The following is a 24,836-nucleotide window of genomic DNA, read 5'->3' as shown; positions in this document are numbered from 1 at the left end:
GGGTACATGCAGCACGAGCGAGCGGGCCGACCGGCCGGCCCCGAGGACCTCGTCGACGTGGCCCGGTTGGTCACCGCCTACTACGCGCTCCACCCCGACCCCGCCGAACCCGGCCAGCGCGTCGCCTTCGGCACGTCCGGACACCGCGGTTCCTCACTGGCGACCGCGTTCAACGAGGACCACATCGCCGCCACCAGCCAGGCCATCTGCGAATACCGCGACGGCCAGGGCATCGACGGCCCCCTCTTCCTGGGTGCCGACAGCCACGCGCTCTCGGAACCCGCGAAGGTCACCGCCCTGGAGGTGTTCGCGGCCAACGACGTGACGGTGCTCCTGGACGACGCGGACGGCTACACGCCCACCCCGGCGGTGTCGCACGCCATCCTCACGTACAACCGCGGACGGTCCGCCGGCCTCGCGGACGGTGTGGTGGTCACCCCCTCCCACAACCCCCCGGCCGACGGCGGCTTCAAGTACAACCCGCCGAACGGGGGCCCCGCGGGCTCCGAGGCGACCTCCTGGATCCAGGACCGGGCCAACGAACTCATCAGGGACGGCCTCAAGGACGTACGGCGCATCCCGTACGCGCGGGCGCTCGCCGCGCCCGGAACCGGCCGGTACGACTTCCTCGGCACCTATGTGGCCGATCTGCCGCAGGTGCTGGACCTGGACGCGATCCGCTCGGCCGGTGTCCGCATCGGCGCCGACCCGCTGGGCGGGGCCTCCGTCGCCTACTGGGGACGCATCGCCGAGGAGCACGGTCTCGACCTGACCGTGGTGAACCCGCTCACCGACCCCACGTGGCGGTTCATGACGCTGGACTGGGACGGCAAGATCCGCATGGACTGCTCCTCGCCCTACGCGATGGCCTCCCTGATCGAGCGGCGCGACCGGTTCCAGATCTCCACGGGCAACGACGCCGACGCCGACCGCCACGGGATCGTCACCCCGGACGGCGGGCTGATGAACCCCAACAACTACCTCGCCGCCGCCATCGCCTACCTCTACACCCACCGGGACCGGTGGCCCGCCGGGACGGGGATCGGCAAGACCCTGGTCTCGTCCGGGATGATCGACCGGGTCGCCGCCGACCTCGGGCGCCGGCTGGTCGAGGTGCCCGTCGGATTCAAGTGGTTCGTGGACGGACTGGTGGACGGCTCGCTCGGGTTCGGCGGCGAGGAGTCGGCGGGAGCCTCCTTCCTGCGCCGCGACGGCTCGGTGTGGACGACGGACAAGGACGGCATCATCCTGGCCCTGCTCGCCTCCGAGATCACGGGAGTCACCGGGAAGACGCCCTCCGAGCACTACACGGGTCTGACCGAGCGCTTCGGCGAGCCCGCCTACGAGCGCATCGACGCTCCCGCGACGCGCGAGGAGAAGGCCCTGCTGGCCAGGCTCTCGCCCGCGCAGATCACCACGGACACCCTCGCGGGGGAGCCGGTCGGCGCGGTCCTCACCGAGGCGCCGGGCAACGGCGCGCCCATCGGCGGCATCAAGGTGACCACCGAGAACGCCTGGTTCGCCGCCCGGCCGTCGGGCACCGAGGACGTGTACAAGATCTACGCCGAGTCGTTCCTCGGAACCGACCACCTGCGCCGGGTGCAGGACGAGGCGAAGGCGGTGGTCTCGGCGGCCCTGTCCGCCTGAGCCGGCCCGCGCGGCGCCGTTGTCTCCCGTGACACGGCGCCGTCAGCCGTGCCTCGCCGCAGGAGAAGGGCCCGGCAACCCTCGGCGTTAGAACCTCTAACAGAAGCTCTTGACGCTCACGCCCGTCAGTTATAGCCTCTAACTAAAGCGAGAGTTGATAACGCGCCAAGAGTGCGGTGGAGGTCGTCATGCACGCCGAAGGACTCGTCGAGGTCGTCCTGCCGGGCAAGGTGGAGCCGGAGGGGCTGGAGATCCGGCACGGCGCCGTGCCCGTCGCGGGCCCCGGTCAGGTCGTTGTCCGGATGGAGGCGACCGGTGTCTCCTTCGCCGAACAGCAGATGCGCCGCGGGCGGTACTACGACCAGCCGCCCTTCCCCTTCGTGCCCGGCTACGACCTCGTCGGCACGGTGCTGGCCACCGGCCCGGGAGCCGACCCGGAGCTGGCCGGCACCCGCGTCGCGGCCCTCGTCAAGGTCGGCGGCTGGGCCAGCCATGTGCGCGTGGACGCGGCCGACGTCGTACCGGTGCCCGACGGCATCGGGGCGGCGGAGGCGGAGACCGTGGTCGTCAACGGCATCACGGCCTGGCAGATGCTGCACCGCAAGGCGCGCGTCCGCCCCGGTCGGACCGTGCTGGTCCACGGAGCCAACGGCGGCGTCGGCTCGGTCCTGGTCCAGCTCGCGCGCGCCGCGGGCGCGAAGGTGATCGGAACGGCCTCGGAGCGCCACCACGAGGCCCTGCGGGAGCAGGGCGTCGTCCCCGTCGACTACCGCGCCGGGAACGTCGCGGCACGGGTGCGCGAGCTCGCGCCCGGGGGCGTCGACGCCGTGTTCGACCACGTCGGAGGCCGCAGCGCCGTCGACTCCTGGCGGCTGCTCGCCCCCGGAGGCACCCTCGTCTGCTACGGCAGCGCCTCCACCCGCGACGACACCGGATCCAAGCAGTGGCCCGTGCTCAAACTGCTCGGCCGGGTCTGGGCGTGGAACACCCTGCCCAACGGCCGCCACGCGTACTTCTTCAACATCTGGGCCGGCCGTGCCCTGTCGAGGACCCGGTTCCGGGCCCGGCTGCACGCCGACCTCACCCAGGTGTTCGCCGCCCTCCAGCGCGGTGACGTCACCGCCCGGATCGCCGCCCGGCTGCCGCTGACCGAGGCGGCCCGGGCCCTGCGGCTGGCCGAGTCCGGCACGGTCGCGGGAAAGGTCGTCCTCAACCCGTAGGCGCGGAGCGTCCTGGTCCGGACCCGCGGGCCGGTGGCCGGACCTCGACCTGCCCCGTCGGCGTCCCGTCCCGCCCCCGATATCCTTCAGGCCGTTCTCCGTCCACGACTTCGGGTGCCCCCACCTGGAAGGGATCGCACCTGTGGAGTTCCGGCTGCTCGGCACGGTGTCCGTCGACACCCTCGTGGGGCCGCTGCCGCTCGGCCCGGCCAAACGCCGCAGCCTGCTCGCGGCGCTGCTGCTGTCCCTCAACACCCCCGTCTCCGTCGGGCGCCTGACGGACTGCCTGTGGGACGACGCGCCACCGTTGCACGCCCGCAGCGTCATCCAGGGGCACGTGTCCCGGCTGCGGGCCCTGCTGGCCGGCGCGGACGCAGCCGACTACGGGGTCGAACTGGCCACACTGGGCGACGCGTACACCCTGCGGGCCCCCGAGACGCTGCTGGACGCCCAGCGGTTCGAGGAGCTGCTCGCGCTGGCCCGGGAGCAGCAGGACGCCCACGACGCCGTACTGATGCTCAAGGACGCCCTGTCGCTCTGGCAGGGGCCCGCCCTCGCCGGTGCCTTCCCCGGCCCGCCGCTCCAGGCCGCCGCCCACGCGCTGGAGGAGTCGCGGCTGGCCGCGGTCGAGCAACTGGCCCGTGGCTACACCACGTTGGGGGAGCACGACCGTGCCGCCGCCGTCCTGCGCGCGGAGGCGGTCGTCCACCCCATGCGGGAGCCCCTGGCGGCGTCCCTGATGACCGCGCTCTACCGGGCCGGGCGCCAGTCCGAGGCCCTCGACTGGTTCCACCGCACCCGGCGGCTGCTGGTCGACGAACTCGGCGTCGAGCCCGGGCGTGAACTCGCCCAGGTGTACGCGCTGATCCTGCGGGGCGACCCGCTCGGCCAGGACGGCCCGGACGCCTCGGCGGACCCGGTTTCCGTGCCGCCCCAGGAGAGGTCCGGGGAGCGCGGTTCCCCCGTTCCCGGGGCGGGGGAGCAGGGGGCGGGACGTCAGGCGGCGGGACCCGGGCCCGGGTCGTACGGCGCGGATCCGGCCGCTTCGTCCTCCGGGACGTCCGTGTCCTCCGGGGTGTTCGGGTCCTCCGGGGTGTTCGGGTCCTCGGGTGTGTCCGGGTCCTCGGGCGGTGCGGACGGCTCTGCGCACGTGCCGCCGTCGGCACCCGGTATCCCCGTGGGCGAGGCGCCGGGATCAACGGCCGTTCGCACGGATCCCGTCGCCCTTCCGCCGGCGGCGGGCCCGTCCTACCCCACCGATCTGCTGCCGCGGGCGCCCCGGGGGTTCCACGGAAGGGAGGCTGAACTGGCCGCCCTGACCCGGGCCGCGGCGGGCGAGGCTCCCGTCTGTCTGGTCACCGGGCTGCCGGGCGTGGGCAAGACCGCGCTCGCCGTGCAGTGGGCCCACCGCAACGCGGACCTGTTCCCGGACGGGCGGCTCTTCGCCGACCTGCGCGGTTTCAGCGACGCCGGCGAGAGCGCCCTCACCGAAGTCCTCCGTGAGTTCCTGCCGGCGCTCGGCGTACCCCCGCGCCGCGTGCCCGAGTCGGCCTCGGCCGCCGCCGCGCTCTTCCGTTCCCTCACCCACCGGCGCCGGCTGCTCGTGGTCCTCGACAACGCCCGCGACTCCGCCACCGTCCGCGCGCTGCTGCCGAGCGGCGCCGGCTGCGTCACCCTGGTCACCAGCAGGCACCGGCTGGACGGACTCGTCGCCTCCGAAGGGGCCGGAGCGCTCCCGCTGGACAGCCTCGAACCCGGCGACGGCACGGCCCTGCTGGCCGCGGTCCTCGGCGAGGACCGGGTGCTCGCCGAACCCGGGGCCGCCCGCAGGCTCGCCGAGCTGTGCGGGGGACTGCCGCTGGCCCTGCGGGTCACCGCCGCCCGCCTGGCCGGACGCCCGCGACGGACGCTGGCCGACCTCGCGGACGAACTCGCCGACGAACAGAACCGGTTGACCTATCTCGACGTCGACGACGCCAGTGTCGTCGCCGCCCTGCGTCTGACCGTGCAGCAACTGCCGCCCGACGTACTGCGTCAGTTCAGCCGGCTCGGCCATCATCCCGGCTCGCACTTCGACCCGTTCACCGCCGCGGCGCTGGCCGACACCGCCCCGCCCGTCGCCGCCGCGGCACTGGAACGCCTGGCCGCCGCCCACCTGGTGACCGAGACGGCACCCGGCCGCTGGGAACTCCACGACCTGGTCCGCCTCTACGCCCGTACCCTCGACCAGGAGTCAGGGCTGGAGGCCCTCACCGGCGTCCTCGACCACTACATCGCCACCGCGCTCGCCGCCACGGACACCGCCCAGCCAGGCGGCGAGCCCTGCTTCACCCTCCCGGAAGGCTTCCACCGCCCCGCCGCCGTAAGGGACTTCACCGACCGGGCTTCCGCCATGGGATGGCTGGCCGGCGAACGCGAGGACCTCGCCCTGGCCGTCGGAGCGGCCCGGGCCGCCGGCCTCGACGACCGTGCCTGGCGCATCATCCTGCTCCAGTGGCCCCAAGTCGTATGGCGGGTTAGGGACAACTGGGTGCCGCTGCTGAAGGTCGCGCTGGAATGCGCCCGGGCCGAGCGCGACCCGTACGCCGAGTCCCGTGTCCTCACCCTGCTCGGCTGGGTGCTGAGCGAGGAGGGCCGGCCCGCCGAGGCCCTCGCCCTGCTGGAACTCTCCCCACCGCTCGCCCGGCAGGCCGGCGACCGGCTCGGCGAGGCGACCGCGCTGGTCAACCTCGCCGTCGTCGAGGCCGAACAGGGCGACCTCGCGGCCGGGCTGGAGAACTGCGCCCGTGCCATCGAGCTGGCCCGCGAGGAGGACGACGCGCACACGGAGATGCTCGCGCTGCAGCACCTCGCCCGGATCCAGCTCACCGCGAACCAGCCCCGGGAAGCACTCCGCTCCGCCCGTACGGCCCTCGACCTCGGCCCCGAGCACGAGGAGGCGGCGCGCCGCGCGCTGCTGCTGACCGTCTGCGGCGAGGCCCACCTGGCGCTCGGGGCCGAGGACGAGGGAGTCCTGCTGCTCGACCGGGCCGCCGCGGAGGCCGAACGCGCCGGCTACGACGAGGGCGCCGTCCAGGCACTGGCGGCGCTGCTGCGGGTGACCCCGGGGGCGGACTACCGCACGCGGCACGAGGACGCGGTGCGCCGGATCGCCGCCGGCTGACCCCGCCCCCGGAGGACCCGGACGGCGCCTAGGCCTGCTCGTCGACGCTCATCTCGCCCAGGAGCGACCAGTCGTCCTGGGGGACGTCCATGTTCACGATGCGCGGGGTCGCGGCCAGATGGCGCGGCAGGGTCCGCTGCGCCTCCCGGAAGTGCGCCGACTGGACGTGGGACGCCCCGGCCTCGCCGTCCCGGAACGCCTCGACCAGGACGTACTCCGTCGGGTCGTCGAGGCTGCGGGACCAGTCGAACCACAGACAGCCGGGCTCGGCGCGGGTGGCGGCCGTGAACTCGGCTGTGATCTCCGGCCACTTCTCCGCGTCCTCGGGGCGGACGCTGAACTTGGCGGTGATGAAGATCATGAAGGCTCCTCGGTTCGGTGTCGGGACGTTCTGTTCCGTCCGCGGCGGTCGACACCATGATCCCGTAGCCCGGCCGGGGGAGACGCCCGCGACGAAGGCACGCGGCGAAGGCCCGCGGCGACGGCCCGCGGCGAAGGCCCGGTTTTCCACAGCCGCTCGAACGGCCTTGCGGCCGCCTGTCGGGCTCTGTATCGTTTTTCGATAACATCGATAATCGATACGGGGGAGTCATGGTGAGGGTACGTAATCCATTGGAGCCGCTGTCGAGCGCGGTCACGATCATTGTTTCGATGTTCGCGATCGCCCTGGTCCTGGGCGTGTTCGGCTCGATGTTCGCGGACGGGGTGCACATCCTCGGCATCGGCGAGAAGCAGATCTGCGTCACGGACAGCAGCGTGTCGGTGGGAGGCGGTGGCCCGGAGGGGCCGATCGGTATCAAGGCTGCGCCCGGAGCCAAGGTGCTCCTGGACGCCAGCCCGAGCTTCTGCACCGAACATCCCAGCACCGCCCAGGCCGTGCTCAACACCGCGACACAGCTGCCGTCCTTCCTCTTCACCGTCGGAGTGCTCCTGCTGGTCCTCCAGTTGATCCGGGGCGCCGAGCGCGAGGGCCTCTACACCCCGCGCACGGCTGCGCGGCTGCGCGGGGTGGGCTGGTGGATGCTGGCCGGCAGCGTGCTCGCCGCGATCGGGAAGTCCGTGAGCGAGAACGCGCTGATCGACTCCCTGAGCCGGGGCGGCGACGCGAGCGCCCTGACGGGGCTGCTGACGTGGGACGCTCCCTACATGGCGATACTCACCGGTCTCGGCATACTGTCGTTCGCGCGGATCATGCGCGTCGGCGTCGCCATGCGAGAAGACCTCGACGGAACGGTCTGATGCCCGAGGACAAGGAAGAGCACGCGATCGAGGTCCATCTCGACCGTCTGCTGGAAGAGCGCGGAATGACCCTGGCGGAGCTCGCGGACCGGGTCGGTGTCACCCATGTGAACCTGTCGATCCTGAAGAACGGCCGGGCCAGAGCCGTACGGTTCACCACGCTCACCCGGCTGTGCGAGGTGCTGGAGTGCCAGCCGGGGGACATCCTCAGTCACCGCCCGAGCTGAGGCCGGCGGGCGCGGAGGTCCCGTCGTACGCGCCGGGGCGGGGCTCATGGGGAGGCGCCGTCGTCCGAGCCCCGGGCGGGGCTCGCTTGGAAGCCCCCGCAGTCCGAGCCGGCGTCGGCGCTCACGCGGAGGCGCCCGCCTCGGGCCGCTCCTCGGTGAGTTCGGGTTCCAGGCCCTCGCCGACGGCGGCGGGAGGCCTGCCCGTGTCGGCCCGCCAGGCGTCGAAGGCGCGAGCGGTGAGGGCGACGACCGTCAGCCCGAGCAGCCAGCCGCCCAGGACGTCGCTGAACCAGTGGACCCCCAGGGCGACCCGGGTGAAGCCGACACCCACGACGGAGAACACGGCCGCGCCCCAGCACAGGGGGCGCCAGGAGCGCGGCACCAGAGGCAGCAGGACCAGCAGCAGCACGGCGAACGAGGTGGTGGCGGTCATCGCGTGACCCGAAGGGAAGGAGAACCCGGGCGCCCGCGCCACCGGATCCTGCAACGACGGACGCGCCCGCTCGACGACCACCTTCACCAGGAGCCCGATGCAGCCGCCCGCCACGGCCGTCACCGCGGACCACGCGGCCAGCCGCCACGCCCGGCGGTACACCAGCCAGCAGGTCAGCAGCGCGACGGCGGTGCGCAACGTGACCGGGTCCCAGACCCGGTCGGAGAGGAAGCGCAGCACGCTCGTCCAGACCGGATGCCCCAGCGCGATCTCGTGCAGCCGACGGGCGGCGCCCGCGTCCACCCGGCGCAGGGGACCCCACCGCCCCTCGACCAGCACGAGGAGCAGGCCGAACGGCACCGCGGTGACCGCCGCCGCCGCGATCGAGCCGAGCAGCCGGGCACCGAAGCGGCGGTCGGCCTCCCGGCGGGCCTCCCGCCGGCTTCGGAAAGTCGCACGCGTCGCCATTCAGACTCCCGGGTCGGGCTGGACCGGACCGGGGCGCCGCGCGCGGGAGGCCTCCAGCTGCGCGGCGAAGGACAGTCCGAGAAACAGGGCGATGGAGGTGAGATAGGCCCAGAGCAGCAGCGACATGAACGCGCTCAGCGGGCCGTAGACCGTGTCGAAGGAGCCGCTGATCCCGAGATACAGGCTCAGCAGCCAGGTCAGGGCGGTCCACAGGACCAGATAGACGGCGGCGCCGAAGACCAGCCAGGTGTAGCCGGGCTGACGGCGGCGGGGAGAGCGGCGGAAGATCGCGCTGGCCGAGATGAGGGCGAGGAGGAGACCGGAGGGCCAGCGCAGCACGTCCCAGGCCGTCTTGGCGGCCCCGTCGAGGTGATAGACCGTCACCACGGCCGAGGCCAGGTCGCCGCCGGCCACCATCAGGACGAAACCGAGGCCCAGCGGGATGCCCGCGCTCAGGGACATCACCAGACCGCGCAGGTACTTCCGGTGGAACTCCCGGTCGCGCTCGTTCCCGTAGATCCGGTTCGCCCCGCGCTCGATCTGGCACATCGCGGTGGTGACGTTGACCAGGGAGAAGCCCAGCCCGAACCACAGGGCGACCTGTGCCCCGTCGCCGGCCGTGTGCCGGCTGCGGCGCAGCGCGTCGTCGACGACATCGGCGCTCGGGCCCGCGGCGATGCGGCGGATCGTCAGTTCGGCGACCCTGCCGATGTCCTCGGTGTGCAGGGCCGAGGACAGGCCCACGAAGGCGATGGCGAGCGGGATCAGGGCCAGGACCGTCTGGAGGGCGAGCGCGCGGGAATGGCTGAAGCCGTCGGCGTAGCGGAACCGGACGAACGCGTCCCGGAGCAGGGGCCAGCCGCCGTACCGGCGCAGGGACGCCAGGGCCTCGTCGGCGGAGAGCTCGTCGCCGGACATGGCACGGGTCTCCGGGACCTTGGTCGCGGTACCCATGTCACTTCTCCGCGGAGGGCAGCAGGACGGTCAGCACGCCGGGGCGGACCTCGGCGGTGAGGCGCCGGCCGGGTTCCACCGGATCCCCGTCGAGCTCACGGGACTGCGGGGTGTCGAAGGTGAGCTCGGCGCGCCGGAAGGTGAAGAACTCGACGGGGACCCCGCGGCCGCCGTCGCCCTCGGCCTTGAGGGTGGTCAGGGTGGACGGCCGGGACGGCGCGGTGCGCCCGCGGAGCAGCGTTCCCACGGCGCGCAGCCATCCTCCCGGTCCGCGCGGGTCGAGGACCAGTAGGTCGAGGAGCCCGTCGTCGGGGCGGGCGGCCGGCACGAGGGTGATCCCGCCCTGCACGGTTCCGACGTTGGCGACGAGCACCATGCGGGCGGTGCGGCGGAACGCCGGGGCCTCGTCCAGCCGGATCGTCACCCGCATCCGGGGCGTGCGCAGGGTGCCCAGCCCGGCCAGCGCGTAGGCGGGCCAGCCGAGGGCGGCCTTGGCCCGGCGGTCGGTGTGCTCCATCATCGCGGCGTCGAGTCCGGCTCCGGCCATCGCCGCGAAACGAGTGGCCGGCAGACCGTCGCCCTCGATGCCGGCGAGGTCGAGCCGACGCGGGGCCCCGCCGAGGGCGGCGTCGAGCGCGGCGACCGGGGAGAGCGGCAGACCGAGATTGCGGGCCAGCAGATTCCCGGTGCCGCAGGGGACGACGACGAGGGGAATCCCGCTTCCGGCCAGGGAGTCGGCGACGGTGCGGACCGTGCCGTCCCCGCCGCAGACGACGACGAGCGTCGCTCCCTCGCGGAGCGCGTCGGCCGTCTGGCCGGACCCGGGATCGTCCGCCGTGGTCTCGAGGAACCGGGGTTCGCGGTGTCCGTGCCGTTCGAGGGCCTGCCGCAGCGCGTCGCGGGTGGAGGCGTCGGTCACCGTGGGATTGAGGATCACGGCGGTCGACCCCGGCGGACGCTCGTCGGCCGTACGGGCGGCGCGAGTGCCGCTCTTGGACGGCCTCGCGGTCGGCGCCCGGTCCGTCAGCAGGGCGCGTCCGACGATCAGCAGGGACAGCCCGCCGTTGACGAGACCGCCCAGGACGTCCGTCGGGTGGTGCATGCCGCGGTAGAGCCGGGCGAGGCCCACGAGCAGCGGCAGGAGGAGCAGCAGTGCGGCCACGACCCGGCGCCACGGTCCGCGGATCCGGTCGAGCGCGAGAACCGCCAGCCCCGCGTAGAGGGCGGTCGCCGCCCCGGTGTGTCCGGAGGTGTAACTCGACGTGGGCGGGGAGGCGTCGAGGCGGTCGACCTCCGGCCGGTGGCGGTCGACGGACTCGGTGACGGCCAGGAAGACCAGCGACTGGAGCGACACGGCGACGGCGAGGAACGTCGCCTGACGCCACATCGGGAGGCGGGGTATCAGGAGCAGGCCCAGACAGGTCAGCAGCGTGACGGCGACCACCGTGAGGGTGTTGCCCGCCTCGGAGGCGATGGACGACAGCGTGGTGAGGGTGCCCGTGCGGGCCGCCTCGAGGTGTTCGTTCACCGCGTCCTCGGCCGAGAGCGGCCAGATTCCGCGGGCCGGTCCGGTGATCAGCAGCCCGAACCCGATCACCGACGCGGCCTGGCAGGCGGTCAGCGCGGCGATCCGGGCGGTGGTCCGGCCGGTGCCGCGGGGCAGAGCGAACGAGCGTGCGGAGCGGACGGGTTCGGCCCGGCCGCCGGTGAGGTCGGCGGCTCCGTCCGGTACGGCGGTCGGCATCGGGGACTCCCAGGGGCAGCGCGGTGCGTCCGGATTCCGCCCGGGCCGCGCCTCCTCCCGGGTTCACCGCCGTCTGCCCCCGATCGCCCCGGTCAGACCTGTCGCGACGCGGATCCGGACGGGAACCGCCCCGGGCGGAACGACCTCGCGGCCGTTCCGCCCGGGGCGGTCGGTGTCCTCGGTGCCCGGCTCAGCCGTGGAACGTGATGTAGCCGTTGCCGTCCCGGTCGTTGGCCGACTTGGTGTAAGCGTGGGAGTCGGCGTGGGCGCCGGACGACTTGTACAGGTAGATGCTGTCCTTGTCGTTGTTCCAGATGAAGTTGCAGTTCTGGCGGTAGACGACGTTGCCGGCGTCCGAGTCGGTGCCGTGGCCGCCGCGGAGCTTCACGTAGTCCCCGGGCTCCAGGTAGTGGTTCGCCGGGAAGGTGAACTTGTTGCCCGTGGCGTCCTTGACGACGTAACCCTTCAGGTTGACGGTCGTACCGGCCGAGTAGTTCTTGATCGTCAGGTACTCGTCGCGGGTGTTGCCGCTGGAGCAGCTGTTGGAGTCCCGGCCGGGAGCGTCGTACTGGACGCCCTTGATCTTCAGCGCGGACGAGTACTCGGTGGCCTGGGCCGGGGCCGCGGCGATGGCGGCGAACGTGCCGGCAGCGGCGGCGGTGACGGCCAGGGCCGTGCGGATGCGCATGAGGAATCCCCCCTCGATGGTGCGGATGGAGCCCCAGGAGCATACCGATCATGTGATCGGCTGATGACGGATATGTGGGAGATCCGTGAACACCCGCCGCTCCTGAGGCCCTCGCGCGGCCCGGCGAGGCCGGAGCGCCGCACCTGCGGGGGTGCCCGGCGAGGCCGGAACACCGCATCCGTGGGGGTCCCCGACGAGGTTGGCACGCCGAACCCGTGGGGCCTCGCGGACGGGTCCTGGGGCCGGTCGCGGATCCGTCGGCACGGCCCCGACCTGCTGTGACTTCGCCCACCTCCTCTTGTCCCGACAAGGAAGGCATTCCTAAGTTCTCTCCCATGGCCCCACGAAACACCCCGCTCCCGAACGGCCCCGACGGCGCCGGAGCGCCGCGTCCCACGGGTACCGGGCGGCCGGACGCCTCCGGGCTGGTCGCGTTCGACGTCGACCTCACCGCCCAGGAGGTCCTGCGGCAGGCCCAGGTCCTGGCCGTCCTCGGTCCGGACTGGGACCCGGTCGAGGTGATGCGCCAGGAGGAGGCCGCGTACGCGCTCCTGTACTCCGGCCTCGACGACGAGCAGCAGCGCGTGTACGACGACCTCGTCGCGGCCGGTGTGCTTCCCCGCCGTGGAGACGGCCGTGCTGCCGCTTGACCCGGGGGCGGACGTCGGACGGCGCGCCTGGGTGGCGTGCCCGAACTGCGCCGACAGCCGCGGCTGCGCCTCCTGCGAGCAGCGGCGGTCGTGCTCCGACCACTGGCGCTACCTGCTCTCCACCACCGGAAGCCTGCTCCACCTGCAGTGTCCGTCCTGCACCCATGTGTGGTCCCACGAGACCGGATTCGGTGCCACCCGTTCCTTCTGGAGCCGCGTCACGCGCGGGCGCACCGGACGCTGAGGGGCGGGCCCGGCGCGGCCGGAGAAGATTTCACCCACCCCCCAGGTCACACGGGTCGCGGCGGGGTTATCCTCAGGGGCCCCAGGCGGGTCGAACTCGTCCGATGCGCCGCTGTGGGAAGATCGCAATCCCGCGCGACAGCAGTCCGGGCCCGCGCACGCCATCGCTCGTAGATTCGAGGACGCTCGCGGCCCACCGGTGAATGACGGACCGGCCCGCGCGGGTAAAGAAACTCCATGCGCATCTGCGCGAACTCCCACTGCCGAAGGACTGCCGGTCTTGGACCTCCCACACTCCGAATCACCTGCCGTGCGACGTCCGGGACGCACGTGGACCGTCCGTATCTCGGGCCACAGCGACCGCACCGCTTCGGTCACCTGCTCCTCTCCCTGCGCCATGCCGCCCCGGTCCCGTGACCTCGCCGCACTGCGCCGGTTCGCCGAGGCCCATGTCGGCGCGCACGCGCGTGCCGCCACCGTCCACGCCGACGCCGCCTGCGCCTGCCGGCAGACGCAGTGCGCCTCCCACGAGGGCACCCAGGTGCACTGCATGGGCAGTGTGCTGCTGGTGCTGCGCCATGATCCGGCCATTGCCCAGGTGTGGACGCTGATGGAAGTCTGCGCCGCCTGTGCCCCGTTGATGACGCACACCCGCGTGGTGGGCCGGGCGCTGCCCCGTACACGTACCCCCTCCGCGCCCTCCGCCCCGGCGGCCACCGCCGGTGCCCCCGCGGTCGCTCCGGCGGTTCCCGGCGGGTTCAGCGCCCCGAGCGGGCCCGGGTTCAACAGCGCGGACGCGCCCCCGGCGCCGTCCCGCCGCCGGTCCGGCGGACGGGGCCGCACGCAGCCCCGGCAGGGCCGTCGTGACCAGGGCAGATCGCGCGGCTGAGACGTTCTTCGCAGCCGGTCACGGGCTCCCTCGTGCCCGGCTGGACCACGGTCCCGCCCGCACCGGGCCGACCGTCCTTCGTGGCCCTCCGGCACCTTGCCGCCGCGGCCCCTCCCGACCTCGGCGCGCCCTCGGGGCGCGGCGGACACGCCGGTCCGCCGCGCGGCGGACCCATGACGAGCCGAGGCAGGCGCAAGTCCCGGCTCGGAACAACCAGGTGAACGGCACCGACGCGGTTGAGCGTTCACCCGCGACTGAAAATTGTTGCAGGACTTTGCGCAAGTCTTGCAGGCGTTGCAAGGTGGCACGCGCCGCGGCTCCACGGCCGCCGCTCCCGCCGACCCGAAGGACGCCACCATGTTCACCACCAGCCGCTCCGTCCACCCGCGCGGGCTCAGCGCGGCGCTGGGTCTGTCCGTCGCCGTTCTGGGGCTGCTGGGCGCCGCCGGGGCACCGGCGCAGGCGCGGGACGGCGGCCGGTCCGTTCCCGCCGGCCAGGCGGCCGACCCGGCCCCCGTACCCGACTGCGTCCACTACTACAGCGACTGGCGCTACACGACCGTCGTCAACGACTGCGACACCACCGTGGACGTCACCGTCCAGTACACCGACGGGCAGGGTGCCCCGTGCCGCACCCTGGATCCCCGGGCGATCGCCACCTTCGCCGGGTACGGCCCCCAGCTCAACTACGTCACCGGCCTGAGCGGCTGCACGCCGCCGAGCGCCTGAAGCCCGCCGGACGAGGCCGGGTGACGGGGCTTCCCGCTCCTGATCCCCGGCCCCTCACGGGCACTGGTAGGTGAACTCCGTCGAGACGGTGCGGCGCACGGGCGAGAGCAGGTGCAGCTCGGCCCGTGCCTCGTAGCGTCCCTCGCCCTGGAACGTCCACAACAAGTGCAGCCTCGCCCGCTTCTGATGGAGCGTCACGTCCTCGTGCAGCACCTTGGAGGAGGTGCCGTCGCTGCGGACCCAGCGGTAGGACAGTTCGCCGGGCCTGCCGTTGGTCGTGACCGTGCCGGTGATGTCGGCGGTCCCGCCGCACCCGGGGGAGGTCCGCTGGGCCGCCACCTCGACGTCGTCCACGCCGAGGGACGGCGTGGCGCGGTGCCACAGGAGGAAGGCGAGGACGGCCAGCAGCACCACGGCCGGCAGCGCCTGGCGGCGCCAGGTCCGGCGACGTACGGGCGTGGCCACCGGGGCCGCGCCGAGCCGGCGCATCGTGTCGGCGTTCACGCCCGGCCCGAAGCGCAGCAGGGTGCCCTCGACCCGGTCGGGCGCGACGCCCTCGGCCGGGGGATCCTCGACCTTGGTGCCCTCCGGTCCGGTTACCGGCAGCGCGAGGGTCGCCCCGTCGTTCAGGGCGAGCGTGTCGGGGGAGTCCGGCCGCTGGATCCAATGACTGGCCAGCACGGTCGCGCTGTAGTCGTCGTCGAAGGAAGGGGCGCCCGGGGCGCCGGGGTTGTCGCTCATGTCAGCGTGCACCGCCGGGTGAGAAGCTGCTGGAAGGCGCCGCCGTCCGCGGAGGCCGGCTGGGTGCGGGCCTGTACACCCCAGTAGCAGCCCGCGCCCGAGAACGTGTGGTCGAGGGCGATCGTGTACTGGGTCGCGCCGCTGCGCGTGTACGTGTCGGCCGCCCCGTCCTGGGTGCCGGGCTGCCCGCTGACCTCGCCGGTGGACCAGGAGACCGTGAGGGTGATGGGCCCCGTTCCGTCGGTGGTGACGGTGACCGTGGCCGCCGCCGTCGTATTGCCCGTCTGCCGGAAGCCGCCGAACGAGACGGACTTGACGCTCACGGTGGGGGAGGGCGACGGGGACGAGGAGGAGGGCTCGGACGTCGGAGTGGCCGTCGTCGTCGGAGGGGCGACCGTGGCCGAGGCGGTGGTGTCGGTGGTCGCGGACGCCGACACGGTGGGCTGCGCGGTGGCGTCCGAGGCAGATCCGGACGGGGTGGGCGAAGCCGACGGGGACCCCGAGGAGGACGGCGTGGGGGAGCCGGGTTCCGCCGTCGCCGTGGGGCCGCCGCCACCGGCCGGCTGCGCGCTCGTGGTGGCCAGCGCCTCCGCGGCCCTGCGCGGGGTGCCGAAGTCGGGGGCGTGCCGGTCGATGCCGTACGTCAGCAGGAGGGCGGCCACGAGCGCCGCACCCGACACGAGCAGTCCGCGCAGGCTCGGCCGCCAGGCCCGGAGCCAGTCCGGCACCCGGCCGAGGACCGTGCGCGCCGTGTCCGTCGCGTGGCGGGGCATGGAAGGCGCGGCGGGAGCGGGGACCAGGAGCAGACACAGGGCCGCGAGCGCCGCGAGACGCCGGCGGCCGCGCTCCTCCCACTCGGGACCGTAGGCCCCGCCGGCCGTCGCCTCCAGCTCCGCGACGAAGTCCTCGGCGTGGGCCGGCCGTTGCTCGGGCGTCTTGGCCAGACCCCGCAGCACGAGGGCGCGCACGGGTTCGGGGACGTCGTCGGCGGGGATGACCCCGTCCACGTGCTGGAGCGCGAGTTCGGCCAGGTTCTCGCCCGTGTAGGGCTTGCGGCCGGTCAGACACTCGTAGAACGTCGCGGTCGCCGCGTACACGTCGGCGGCCGGTGAGGCCGGAGCGCCGGTCCACTGCTCGGGAGCCATGTACGACGGGGTGCCGGCGATACCGGCGGTGGTGCCGTCGGTGGCGGCGATCCCGAAGTCGACGAGTTTCGACGTGCCGTCGGCGCGGACGAGGACGTTCTCCGGTTTGTAGTCGCGGTGGACCACGCCGAGACGGTGGGCGTCGGCGAGACCGAGCAGCGAGCCCTTGAGGAGGACGAGCGCCGCCTCCGGCTCCAGGGGGGCCTGCCGGCCGAGCAGGGTCCGCAGCGACACCCCGTCGACCAGTTCCATGACGATGGCCGCGCCCTCGGGACCCTCCACGTACTCGTAGAGACCGGCCACGTGGTCGCTGCGCAGCCCGCCGAGCAGCCGGGCCTCGGCGCGGAACTCCTGCACGAAGCCCGGCCGGGTCCGCAGCGAGTCACTGAGGTACTTGACCGCGACCGGATGACCGGTCTCCTCGTGAACGGCCAGCGTGACCCGTCCGCTCGCCCCCGAACCGAGCTCGCGGGACTCGGCGTAGCCCGGTACCGCCCATGTGCTCATGACCCCTGCCTCCCCAGGACACGGGGCGCGCGGGGTGTTCCGGTCCCCAGGCGCTCCGGTCGTGTGCTGAGACACGATAGGGGCCGCTTCGGTTGCAGACGGCGGCGAAGGGATCGTCCGGCGCCGGTCACCCCAGTTCGGCGAGGTCCTCCGCGGTCAGTTCGAGCGACCCGGCGGCGATGTTCTCCTCCAGGTGCGCCAGGGAGCCGGTGCCGGGGATGAGGAGGATGTTGGGCGAGCGGGCCAGGAGCCAGGCCAGGGCCACCTGGGGCGTGGTCGCGTCGTGGCGGGCCGCCACGGCCTCCAGGTGTTCGGCGGTGACCGGCTGGAAGCCGCCGACCGGGAAGAAGGGGACGTAGGCGACCCCGGCCTCCGCGCAGGCGTCGACGAGCGGGTCGTCGCCGCGCTGGGCCAGGTTGTAGAGGTTCTGGACGCAGGCGATCGGCGCGATCCTGCGGGCCTCGGCGAAGTCGTCCGCCGAGACGTTGGAGATGCCCAGGTGCCGGATCAGGCCCTCCTCGCGCAGCGCCAGCAGCGCCTCCAGCGGCTCGGCCAGGGACACGGCGTCGCTCCCGCCGAGGTCGCCCATCCGGAGGTTCACCACGTCCATCCGGTCCAGCCCGAGCGAGCGCAGGTTCGCCTCGACACCCCGGCGCAGGTTGTCGGCGGTCAGGCCCGTCTTCTCGGCCGCGGGCAGGGCGATGTCGGAGCCCTCCACCAACGCGCCCACCTTGGTCACGATCACCAGGTCGTCCGGATAGGGGTGCAGTGCCTCCCGGATCAGCTCGTTCGCCGAGACCCCGTCCCGGTCGTAGTAGTACGAGGTGTCGATGTGGTTGACCCCGAGCTCCACGGCGCGCCGCAGGATCGCCAGGGAGGTCTCCCGGTCCGGCCGCTCGCCCCTCGGCCAGCCGGTCAGCTTCATCGTGCCGTACCCGATGCGCGCGACGCTCAAGTCGCCGCCCATGTCCCATCGTTCAGTCGTCGTCACGACGACCACCCTAGGTGCTGTCGTCGTACCGCCAACGGCATCCGCTCGTCGCGTCGGGCGGCATGGCGGTCACAGGCTCCGGGCGGGCCAGTCCAGCAGGCGGGCGCCGATGACGGCGGTCTGGAGTGTGTAGCGGTGTGCGGGGTCGGCCGGGTCGGAGCCGGTGAGCTGGTGGATGCGTTCCAGACGGTACGTCAGGGCGCGCACGCTCAGGGAGAGACGGCGGGCGGCCGCGGCGGCGACGCAGCCCGTGTCGAAGTACGCGGTGAGGGTGTCCAGGAGTGGCTGGGCACCGCCGCGGGCCCCGGTGAGCGGGCCGAGCGCGACGAGCACCAGGTCGGCCATCGCCTGCCGGTCCCGGGTCAGCACCGGGTACACCAGCAGGTCGGCGGCGTGCAGCACGGGTGTGTCCAGGCCGAGCCGCCCGGCCAGTTCGAGGGCGTTCAGCGCCTCCTCGTAGGACTGCACGATGCCGCCGGGGCCGGGCCGGGCCCGGCCGATCGCCACCTGTCCGCCCCCGGCCGCCGCGTGCGCCTGCTGGGCGAAGTGGCCTAGGACGTCGTCCTGTTCACCGGGCGCGATGCACACCATCCTGCCGTCCTTGGTGGTGAACAGGATGCTGCGGTCGCCGAAGCGGGCGATGAGCGCGCGCTCCACCTGGCGGGGCACGGGCGCCGACTCGTCGTAGGCCGTCGGACCCTGAGCGACGGCGACGGCGTGGGTGGGGGAGAGCCGCAGGCCGAACCGCTCCGCGCGTTCGGCCAGGCGCCCCAGGTCGCTGCGGCCGTAGAGCAGGTCGTCGATGAACTCCCGCCGGGCGGCCTCCTCCTTGCGTACGGCGAGGAGCTGGGCCCGGCCGTACCCTTCCGCGAAGGCGTCGATGACCTGCTGGACCGCGGCGAGCGCCAGGTCGGCCGAGCCGCAGGAGGCGGGCCAGGCGGCGCGGGCGGCGGAGAGGTGCGCGCTGACGAGGGCGGGCAGGCCGTGGCCGGCGTCCGCGGCCCGTTCGCCCAGGCACCGCCGGGACTCGATCTCGTCCCGGGTGAGGCGTCTGCCGGTGAGGGAGACCTCGGTCAGTATCCGGGCGTAGCCCTCCAGATACTGCTCGGATGTCCGGCGCTCCATCGGTTCGTCCCCCGGGTCTCGTGACGGCCCGGTGTCGACTTCTCGACGGTGACCGGCACGCAGAGCCTAAGCAACACTGCCGGGAACCGGCAATGCGCCTGTGACGCACGGCGATGCACGATGTCGGCAGGGGAGCAGGACGGACGGTTCTGTGCCGGACACCGGCAGCGTCGGCGGGCCCGGCACAGAACCACGACGACCGGACGCGGGCCGCCGCCGGGAAGGCGGGCGCGGTCACCACCGGAAGGGCGGCGGCTTCCCGTGCGCGCCCGGCGGAGGCGCCTGATTCAGGGTGCGGGCCAGTTGCGCAGGAGGGCGTCGAGGGCGTCCAGGACGCGCGCCCAACTCTCGTCCGAGTCCGGGGCGCTGTGGCTGAATCCTCCGCTCGCCTCCAGGCTCACATAGCCGTGGAACACGCTGCCGAGCATCCGGACGGCATGGGTCTCGTCCGGTTCCGTGAGGTCGTAGCCCCGCAGGATCGCCCGCATCATCCGCGCGTGCTTGACGCCCGCGCTCGCCGCCGCGGTTTCCGGGTCCAGTCGGAGCTGGGCCGCGGCGTAGCGTCCGGGATGTTCCCTGGCGTAGTCGCGGTAGACGTTCGCGAAGGCGGTCAGGGCGTCCCGTCCGGCCCGTCCGGCCAGCGCGGCGGCCCCACGCTCGGCGAGTTCGTCCAGGGCCAGCAGGGCGATACGGGTCCTGAGGTCCTGGGAGTTCCTCACGTGCGAGTACAGACTCGCCACCTTGACGTCGAACCGCCTGGCCAGCGCCGAGACGGTCACCTCGTCGAAGCCGACCTCGTCGGCCAGTTCCGCCCCGGCACGTGTCAGGCGTTCGGCGTTCAGTCCAGCGCGGCCCATGACCCTCCTGCACTCCAGCTCGTCGACGTTGCCGATTATGCATTTGCCTAAAGCTTTTAGGCAAATTACCGTGAGCTCTATGAAGCCGTTGACCGAGCAAGAGATCCGCAGCGCGTTCGTGAACTGCAGCAAGGGTGAGGCGAAGCGCCTCTCCGTCCCGCGCGACCTGGCCGAGCGGCCCTGGGACGACCTGGACTACCTCGGCTGGCGGGACCCGCAGGCGCCGGACCGCGCCTATGTCGTGGCCGAACTGGGCGACGGCTTGAAGGGCATCGTGCTGCGCTGCCCGAGCGCCATGGTGGGGCAGTTGCGGCGCAGCATGTGCTCCATGTGTGTGACCACCCACACCGGTGGTGTCTCCCTGATGGTCGCGCCCAAGGCGGGCAGGGCCGGTCAGCAGGGCAACTCGGTCGGCGCCTACATCTGCAGCGATCTGGCCTGCTCGCTGTACGTACGCGGGAAGCGGGACGCGGGTGTCGGCGGGCGGCTGCACGAGTCGCTGACCCTGGAGGAGAAGATCCGGCGGACCGTGGACAACCTCGCCGCGTTCATGGCCAAGGTGACGGCCTGAGGGCATCGGCGGGGTGACGGCCCGGGCGCGCCACCGGGTGACATCCCCTGCCGTTTCCGGCGCGGCTTCCGGGCGCGCGGCACCGCGTCGGTGACATGCCTTGCGGTGGCCCGGGGCACGGCTGCGGCCCGGGGCACGGCTGCGGCCCGGGGCACGGCGGCGGGCCGCGGCGCGAGCGCCGCGGCCGTGGCACCGGACTTCACTTACGCGTGCGGGGCCGGAGGGGGCGCGAAAGGCTCAAGTCCCTTATGCCGACGCTTCGGTGCCGACCGGCTCGGCCGCCGTCCGGTTCAGCCCCCGTCCCGGTCCGGGTCAGTTGCTGTGCGTCCCCGCGCCGGCCTTCGCCTTCGCGCCCGTCTTCGCCTCGGTCTTCGTCTCGGCCTTGGTCTCGGCCTTCGCCTCCGGCTTCACCGGCTGTTCGGTGCCGGGCGCCGGCACGGACACGTCCTCGGCGTCGACGGAGGTGTAGAACACGGACGTTCCCTGCTTGGCGCGGTGCGCGTGGCTCTTGGCCACCAGGTTCTCGAGGGAGGTCCGGACCACGTTCGTCTGGATGCGACGCTCCGGATGGGTCTGCTCCAGTGCCGTGGAGACCTCGGCGGCGGAGCGCGGTTCCCGTTGTTCCGTCAGGTAGCGGCGGATGAGTTCGATGAGGGTGGGCTGGGCCGAGGCGGCCGCGGCCGCGCGCTTGCCGGCTCCGGACGTCCGCGCCGCCGGGGCCTTGGAGTTGGCCTTGCCGCCGTCGGCCTTCCGCGTGTCCGCCTTCTTGGCGTCGGCCTTCCGGACACGGACCCGCTTGCCCGCTGCGGGCCCGGCGGACGCCTTCTGACGGGGCACGGAGGGTGCCACGGCCGGCTCCGGGTCGGCGGCGACCGGCGATGCGGCCGTGGCCCCCAGCGCCTGCTGAAGGTGGGTCAGGACGGCGTGGTCGTGCCGCAGGGCGTTCAACTGCTCCTGCAGCGCCTCCATTTCCGCCCCGATGCGCTCCTGGTCCTTGGCGTTGCGTTCCAGGTCGGCGACGACCTGGGCCGTGTACTGCGATGTCAGTTCGGTGGGAGTCCTGGTCTCGGACACGATGGGACCTCTCTTCCGTACGCGGTCGCCACATGAAGTCCCCGGAAGGTGTCGCGGGGCAGGGCGTGTTGGCGGGAGACCGCTGCTGCGTGGCTGGGCGAGCGCACTTGATGCGTATGCCCCGGGTTACAGATAGTACGGACACTGTTGGCGTGTTGTTCCATTCGCGTGCCGGTTCGCCCCAAAGAGGAGTTCGCGTCAAGGTGTTGTCATGACTGCCCCCACACGTCCTCCGGGTTCCGGCCGAGCACATGTACGTGTCCCGTGGGCCCGCCCGCCGGGCACATGAAGGCCCCCGGGCGGCGGACTGCGCGAACGGCTTGCGGGTAGACGGCCCGTACGGCAGGACATGAAAGACGCGAAGGGAAGCGGGGTCGGACGATGGCGGTCAAGGCGATGGGCTGGGCGCACTCGTTCCCGGTGTCCGGCGGAGTGAGCGCGGGACGGCGCTGGACCCGCCGGCACCTGGAGTCGCTGGCGTGGACCGCGGAGGAGCCCGAGACGGTGGACGCCGTCGTGCTGACGGTGTCGGAGCTGCTCACCAACGCCCACATCCACGCGCACAGCGACGCGCATCTCGTGCTCACCTGGGACGGCGACCGCCTCCAGGTGAGCGTCCACGACGAGGACCCCACGCTCCCGCGCAGGCGGGAACCGGAGCCGGGCGCGGTGTCCGGCCGCGGGGTCGGGATCGTGCGGATGCTCGCCGACGAGTGGGACATGACGAGCCGGGGCCACGGCAAGACGGTCACGGCGTGCTTCCGCCGTCCCGCCGCGCGACGGCGGGACGAGGGCGACTGACCCGTACGGCCTGCTCGCCGGGCACGGCCAGGGCCCGCCGCCTATCGTGAAACGGGTGAGTGGCTCCAGCGTTCCGCCCGAGAGCGACGACGGCGCAGACCGGACGGCCGACCACCGGACCGACTACGCGGGTGCCATCTACGGCTCGATCCTGGCGGCCTCCGTGGTGGCCACGGCCGGGACCACGGGGGACTACCCACGGCTCCAGGCCGTCGTGCTGCTGGTGATCACCGGACTCGTCTTCTGGGCGACCCACGTGTACGCGCAGCTCGCCGGGGAACGCATCGTCGGCCAGCGCTGGTCCGTGCGCCAGATCCGCCGGATCGGCATGCACGAGTGGTCCATCGTCGAGGCGTGCACGCTGCCTGCCGCGGCCGTGGCCCTCAGCTCCGTCTTCGGGACGAGCGTGAGCACCGGCCTGTGGATCGCTCTGGCCGTCGCGGTGGCCCAGCAGGTCGTGTGGGCGTGCCTGGGAGCCGTCCGCGCCGGCGCCTCCCGGGGGCTGGTCGTCGCCGAGGGCGTCGTGAACCTGGCCCTCGGACTGATCATCGTGGCCGCCAAGGTCGTCCTGAAGCACTGAGCACCGAGCACCGAGCACCAGCACTGAGCGCCGAGCACCAGCGCTGAGCGCCGGGCGCTGAGCACCGAGGCGCCGGGCCCCGGGCGACTCGTTAGCCTGGAGCGGAGGGGGAGGCTCGGGTGACGGCCCAGAGGAGGCCGGTATGGCCGGTACGGCAGACACGAACCCCGGGGTCGGCGAAGCGACCCGGGAGACGCCCCCGGGCCCGTACGGCGCCTCGCGCGGCGCCCCGTACGGCGAAGGGACCCCCACTCCGCCCGACGCCCCGTACGAGGACGGGACCTCCGGCGCCCCCGGCACCGCGTACGGCACGGGCACTCCCCGCTACCTGCCGATCGCCGACCACGGTCTGATCGGCGACCTGCGCAGCGCGGCCCTGGTCGGCACCGACGGCACCATCGACTGGTACTGCTGCCCGCGCTTCGACGCGCCCAGCGTCTTCGCCTCGATCCTGGACGCCGACCGGGGCGGCCGCTTCGAACTCGCCGCGGACGTCCCGGCACGGACGAAGCAGTTCTACTTCCCGGACACGAACGTGCTGATCACCCGGTTCTTCGCGGACGACGGGGTGGGGGAGATCCAGGACTTCATGCCGGTCGTCGACGAGTCCCGCGAGGCCGACCGGCACCGGCTGATCCGCCGGGTGGTGTGCGTCCGCGGAACCCTGCCCTTCCGGGCGCGGGTGGCCCCCCGCTTCGCCTACGGGACGGTCCCGCACACCGTGCACGTGGATGCCGGCCAGGCCGTCTTCGCCACGCCCGCGCTGAAGCTGGCCCTGACGTCCACGGTGCCGATCGAGTCCGCGGGCCCCGACGTGTGGTCGCTGTTCAAGCTGCACGAGGGGGAGACCGCCGTCTTCGCGCTCGACCGGATCACCGACGAGGTGGCCCCGCGCTTCTGCGCCGTGACGGAGGCGGAGCGGGACTTCAAGGCCACCGTCCGCTACTGGCGGCACTGGTTGTCGCAGTCGCGCTACCGGGGCCGCTGGCGGGAGATGGTGCACCGCTCGGCGCTCACCCTGAAGCTGCTCACCTACGCCCCCACCGGCGCCATCATCGCCGCGCCGACCACCAGCCTGCCCGAGCGGATCGGCGGCGAGCGCAACTGGGACTACCGCTATGTGTGGATCCGCGACGCCGCCTTCTGCGTGTACGCCCTGCTGCGGCTCGGCTTCACCGACGAGGCCGAGGCGTTCATGGGCTTCCTGTCCGAGCACGTCCAGACCGGGGTGCCGGAGGACATCGGCCCCGACGGTCCGTTGCAGATCATGTACGGCATCGATGGACGCCGTGACCTGCCCGAACAGCAGCTCACCCATCTCGAGGGCTACCGCGGATCGGCGCCCGTACGGATCGGGAACGGCGCCGTCGGCCAGCTCCAGCTGGACATCTACGGCGCCCTGATCGACTGCCTGTACCTCTACGACAAGTGGGGCCAGCCGCTGTCCAGCGCGCACTGGGACAACATCCACGGACTGGTCGACTGGGTGTGCGAGCACTGGGACCAGCCCGACGAGGGCGTGTGGGAGACCAGGGGAGGCCGCAAGCCCTTCCTCTACTCCCGGGTCATGTGCTGGGTGGCCATCGAACGGGCCATGCGGCTGGCCCGGCACCGGGGTCTGCCCGCCGACATCCTGCGCTGGGGCGACGCCCGCGACGCGATCTACCAGCGCATCATGAGCCAGGGCTGGTCCAGCAGACGCAACGCCTTCACCCAGTGCGAGAACAGCGACATCCTCGACGCCTCGCTGCTGATGATGCCGCTCGGGAAGTTCATCTCCCCGACCGACCCGAAATGGCTCGCCACCCTCGACGCCCTCGGCGAGGACCTGGTCTCCGACTCCCTGGTCTACCGCTACGACCCGCAGACGAGCCCCGACGGGCTGGAGGGCGAGGAGGGCACCTTCTCGATCTGCTCGTTCTGGTACGTCGAGGCACTGACCCGGGCGGGCCGTCTCGACGAGGCCCGGCTCGCCTTCGAGAAGATGCTCACCTACGCCAACCACCTCGGCCTGTACGCGGAGGAGATCGGCCACACCGGCGAACAGTGCGGCAACTTCCCGCAGGCGTTCACCCACCTCGCGCTCATCAGCGCGGCCTTCAACCTCGACCGCAGGCTCGGCTGACCCCCTCGGCACCGCCGCCGGAAGC

Annotated in this window: 24 protein-coding genes; 13 read left to right on the top strand and 11 right to left on the bottom strand. The window is 72.9% G+C overall.

Annotated features, from left to right (window positions below; all coding sequences use genetic code 11):
• The first annotated feature begins 6 nt into the window (after positions 1–6).
• The 3 genes from pgm (at position 7) to IO36_RS07410 (ending at position 6,030) form a co-directional block, all read left to right on the top strand.
• The gene (gene pgm, locus IO36_RS07420) at positions 7–1,647 is read left to right on the top strand and encodes a phosphoglucomutase (alpha-D-glucose-1,6-bisphosphate-dependent) (protein WP_037617466.1); all 1,641 of its coding nucleotides are present in this window, start codon (positions 7–9) and stop codon (positions 1,645–1,647) included.
• 188 nt (positions 1,648–1,835) lie between these two features.
• On the top strand, positions 1,836–2,867 hold the full coding sequence (locus tag IO36_RS07415; RefSeq protein WP_037618391.1) for a medium chain dehydrogenase/reductase family protein: 1,032 nt from the start codon (positions 1,836–1,838) through the stop codon (positions 2,865–2,867).
• 142 nt (positions 2,868–3,009) lie between these two features.
• Positions 3,010–6,030: an AfsR/SARP family transcriptional regulator gene (locus tag IO36_RS07410; protein ID WP_037617464.1), complete on the top strand. Its 3,021-nt coding sequence runs from the start codon at positions 3,010–3,012 to the stop codon at positions 6,028–6,030.
• Between the two features lie 28 nt (positions 6,031–6,058).
• Here IO36_RS07410 and IO36_RS07405 read toward each other — a convergent pair whose 3' ends face one another.
• Positions 6,059–6,391, bottom strand: a complete 333-nt coding sequence (locus IO36_RS07405) for a putative quinol monooxygenase (RefSeq protein ID WP_037617461.1) — start codon at positions 6,389–6,391, stop codon at positions 6,059–6,061.
• A gap of 230 nt (positions 6,392–6,621) precedes the next feature.
• Here IO36_RS07405 and IO36_RS07400 point away from each other — a divergent pair, with 230 nt between their 5' ends.
• Entirely contained in the window at positions 6,622–7,269 is a 648-nt protein-coding gene (locus IO36_RS07400; RefSeq protein WP_037617459.1) for a DUF2975 domain-containing protein, read from the top strand.
• Positions 7,269–7,496, top strand: a complete 228-nt coding sequence (locus IO36_RS07395) for a helix-turn-helix domain-containing protein (protein ID WP_037617457.1) — start codon at positions 7,269–7,271, stop codon at positions 7,494–7,496. The genes IO36_RS07400 and IO36_RS07395 overlap by 1 nt, the downstream gene beginning before the upstream one ends.
• A gap of 121 nt (positions 7,497–7,617) precedes the next feature.
• Here the strand turns inward: IO36_RS07395 and IO36_RS07390 are convergent, their stop codons facing one another.
• The 4 genes from IO36_RS07390 to IO36_RS07375 form a co-directional block, all read right to left on the bottom strand.
• Complete coding sequence (locus IO36_RS07390) at positions 7,618–8,397, bottom strand: phosphatase PAP2 family protein (protein ID WP_037617456.1); 780 nt, start codon at positions 8,395–8,397, stop codon at positions 7,618–7,620.
• A complete protein-coding gene (locus tag IO36_RS07385; RefSeq protein ID WP_037617454.1) occupies positions 8,398–9,351 on the bottom strand; it encodes a YihY/virulence factor BrkB family protein in 954 nt (317 codons plus the stop codon). It abuts the gene before it with no gap.
• Between the two features lies 1 nt (position 9,352).
• On the bottom strand, positions 9,353–11,095 hold the full coding sequence (locus IO36_RS07380) for a bifunctional phosphatase PAP2/diacylglycerol kinase family protein (RefSeq protein ID WP_037617452.1): 1,743 nt from the start codon (positions 11,093–11,095) through the stop codon (positions 9,353–9,355).
• Between the two features lie 190 nt (positions 11,096–11,285).
• Positions 11,286–11,783 carry a lamin tail domain-containing protein gene (locus IO36_RS07375; RefSeq protein ID WP_037617450.1) on the bottom strand — a complete coding sequence of 166 codons (498 nt, stop codon included), beginning with the start codon at positions 11,781–11,783 and terminating at the stop codon, positions 11,286–11,288.
• A gap of 335 nt (positions 11,784–12,118) precedes the next feature.
• Between IO36_RS07375 and IO36_RS07370 the strand changes: the two genes are divergently transcribed.
• The 4 genes from IO36_RS07370 (at position 12,119) to IO36_RS07355 (ending at position 14,294) form a co-directional block, all read left to right on the top strand.
• Positions 12,119–12,433, top strand: a complete 315-nt coding sequence (locus IO36_RS07370; RefSeq protein ID WP_037617448.1) for a DUF6400 family protein — start codon at positions 12,119–12,121, stop codon at positions 12,431–12,433.
• A complete protein-coding gene (locus tag IO36_RS07365) occupies positions 12,420–12,677 on the top strand; it encodes a hypothetical protein (RefSeq protein ID WP_037617446.1) in 258 nt (85 codons plus the stop codon). The genes IO36_RS07370 and IO36_RS07365 overlap by 14 nt, the downstream gene beginning before the upstream one ends.
• A 396-nt stretch (positions 12,678–13,073) precedes the next feature.
• Positions 13,074–13,565 carry a hypothetical protein gene (locus IO36_RS07360; protein WP_051900241.1) on the top strand — a complete coding sequence of 164 codons (492 nt, stop codon included), beginning with the start codon at positions 13,074–13,076 and terminating at the stop codon, positions 13,563–13,565.
• A gap of 357 nt (positions 13,566–13,922) precedes the next feature.
• Positions 13,923–14,294, top strand: coding sequence for a hypothetical protein (locus tag IO36_RS07355; protein ID WP_078943054.1), 372 nt, complete (start codon positions 13,923–13,925; stop codon positions 14,292–14,294).
• Between the two features lie 54 nt (positions 14,295–14,348).
• Here the strand turns inward: IO36_RS07355 and IO36_RS07350 are convergent, their stop codons facing one another.
• The 5 genes from IO36_RS07350 to IO36_RS07330 form a co-directional block, all read right to left on the bottom strand.
• The gene (locus IO36_RS07350; RefSeq protein WP_063764834.1) at positions 14,349–15,035 is read right to left on the bottom strand and encodes a hypothetical protein; all 687 of its coding nucleotides are present in this window, start codon (positions 15,033–15,035) and stop codon (positions 14,349–14,351) included.
• On the bottom strand, positions 15,032–16,687 hold the full coding sequence (locus tag IO36_RS07345; RefSeq protein ID WP_037617442.1) for a serine/threonine-protein kinase: 1,656 nt from the start codon (positions 16,685–16,687) through the stop codon (positions 15,032–15,034). The genes IO36_RS07350 and IO36_RS07345 overlap by 4 nt, the downstream gene beginning before the upstream one ends.
• 127 nt (positions 16,688–16,814) lie before the next feature.
• Complete coding sequence (locus tag IO36_RS07340) at positions 16,815–17,678, bottom strand: oxidoreductase (RefSeq protein ID WP_280923715.1); 864 nt, start codon at positions 17,676–17,678, stop codon at positions 16,815–16,817.
• A gap of 69 nt (positions 17,679–17,747) precedes the next feature.
• Entirely contained in the window at positions 17,748–18,803 is a 1,056-nt protein-coding gene (locus tag IO36_RS07335) for a PucR family transcriptional regulator (RefSeq protein ID WP_037617439.1), read from the bottom strand.
• A gap of 287 nt (positions 18,804–19,090) precedes the next feature.
• Complete coding sequence (locus tag IO36_RS07330; protein ID WP_037617437.1) at positions 19,091–19,660, bottom strand: TetR/AcrR family transcriptional regulator; 570 nt, start codon at positions 19,658–19,660, stop codon at positions 19,091–19,093.
• 79 nt (positions 19,661–19,739) lie between these two features.
• Between IO36_RS07330 and IO36_RS07325 the strand changes: the two genes are divergently transcribed.
• On the top strand, positions 19,740–20,231 hold the full coding sequence (locus tag IO36_RS07325; RefSeq protein WP_037617435.1) for an FBP domain-containing protein: 492 nt from the start codon (positions 19,740–19,742) through the stop codon (positions 20,229–20,231).
• Between the two features lie 312 nt (positions 20,232–20,543).
• Here IO36_RS07325 and IO36_RS07320 read toward each other — a convergent pair whose 3' ends face one another.
• Complete coding sequence (locus tag IO36_RS07320) at positions 20,544–21,305, bottom strand: hypothetical protein (protein WP_063764833.1); 762 nt, start codon at positions 21,303–21,305, stop codon at positions 20,544–20,546.
• Positions 21,306–21,686: 381 nt separating this feature from the next.
• Between IO36_RS07320 and IO36_RS07315 the strand changes: the two genes are divergently transcribed.
• From IO36_RS07315 to IO36_RS07305, 3 genes are all read left to right on the top strand, one after another.
• Complete coding sequence (locus IO36_RS07315) at positions 21,687–22,106, top strand: ATP-binding protein (protein WP_037617433.1); 420 nt, start codon at positions 21,687–21,689, stop codon at positions 22,104–22,106.
• A 55-nt stretch (positions 22,107–22,161) separates the two neighbouring features.
• On the top strand, positions 22,162–22,686 hold the full coding sequence (locus IO36_RS07310; RefSeq protein ID WP_037617432.1) for a hypothetical protein: 525 nt from the start codon (positions 22,162–22,164) through the stop codon (positions 22,684–22,686).
• Positions 22,687–22,828: 142 nt separating this feature from the next.
• Complete coding sequence (locus tag IO36_RS07305; RefSeq protein ID WP_078943052.1) at positions 22,829–24,811, top strand: glycoside hydrolase family 15 protein; 1,983 nt, start codon at positions 22,829–22,831, stop codon at positions 24,809–24,811.
• Positions 24,812–24,836 lie beyond the last annotated feature (25 nt).

Source organism: Streptomyces aureus, from assembly GCF_000725495.1.
Lineage (GTDB): Bacteria > Actinomycetota > Actinomycetes > Streptomycetales > Streptomycetaceae > Streptomyces > Streptomyces aureus_B.
Note: the sequence above shows the minus strand (reverse complement) of the source record. Positions and strands in the feature narration are given on the sequence as shown.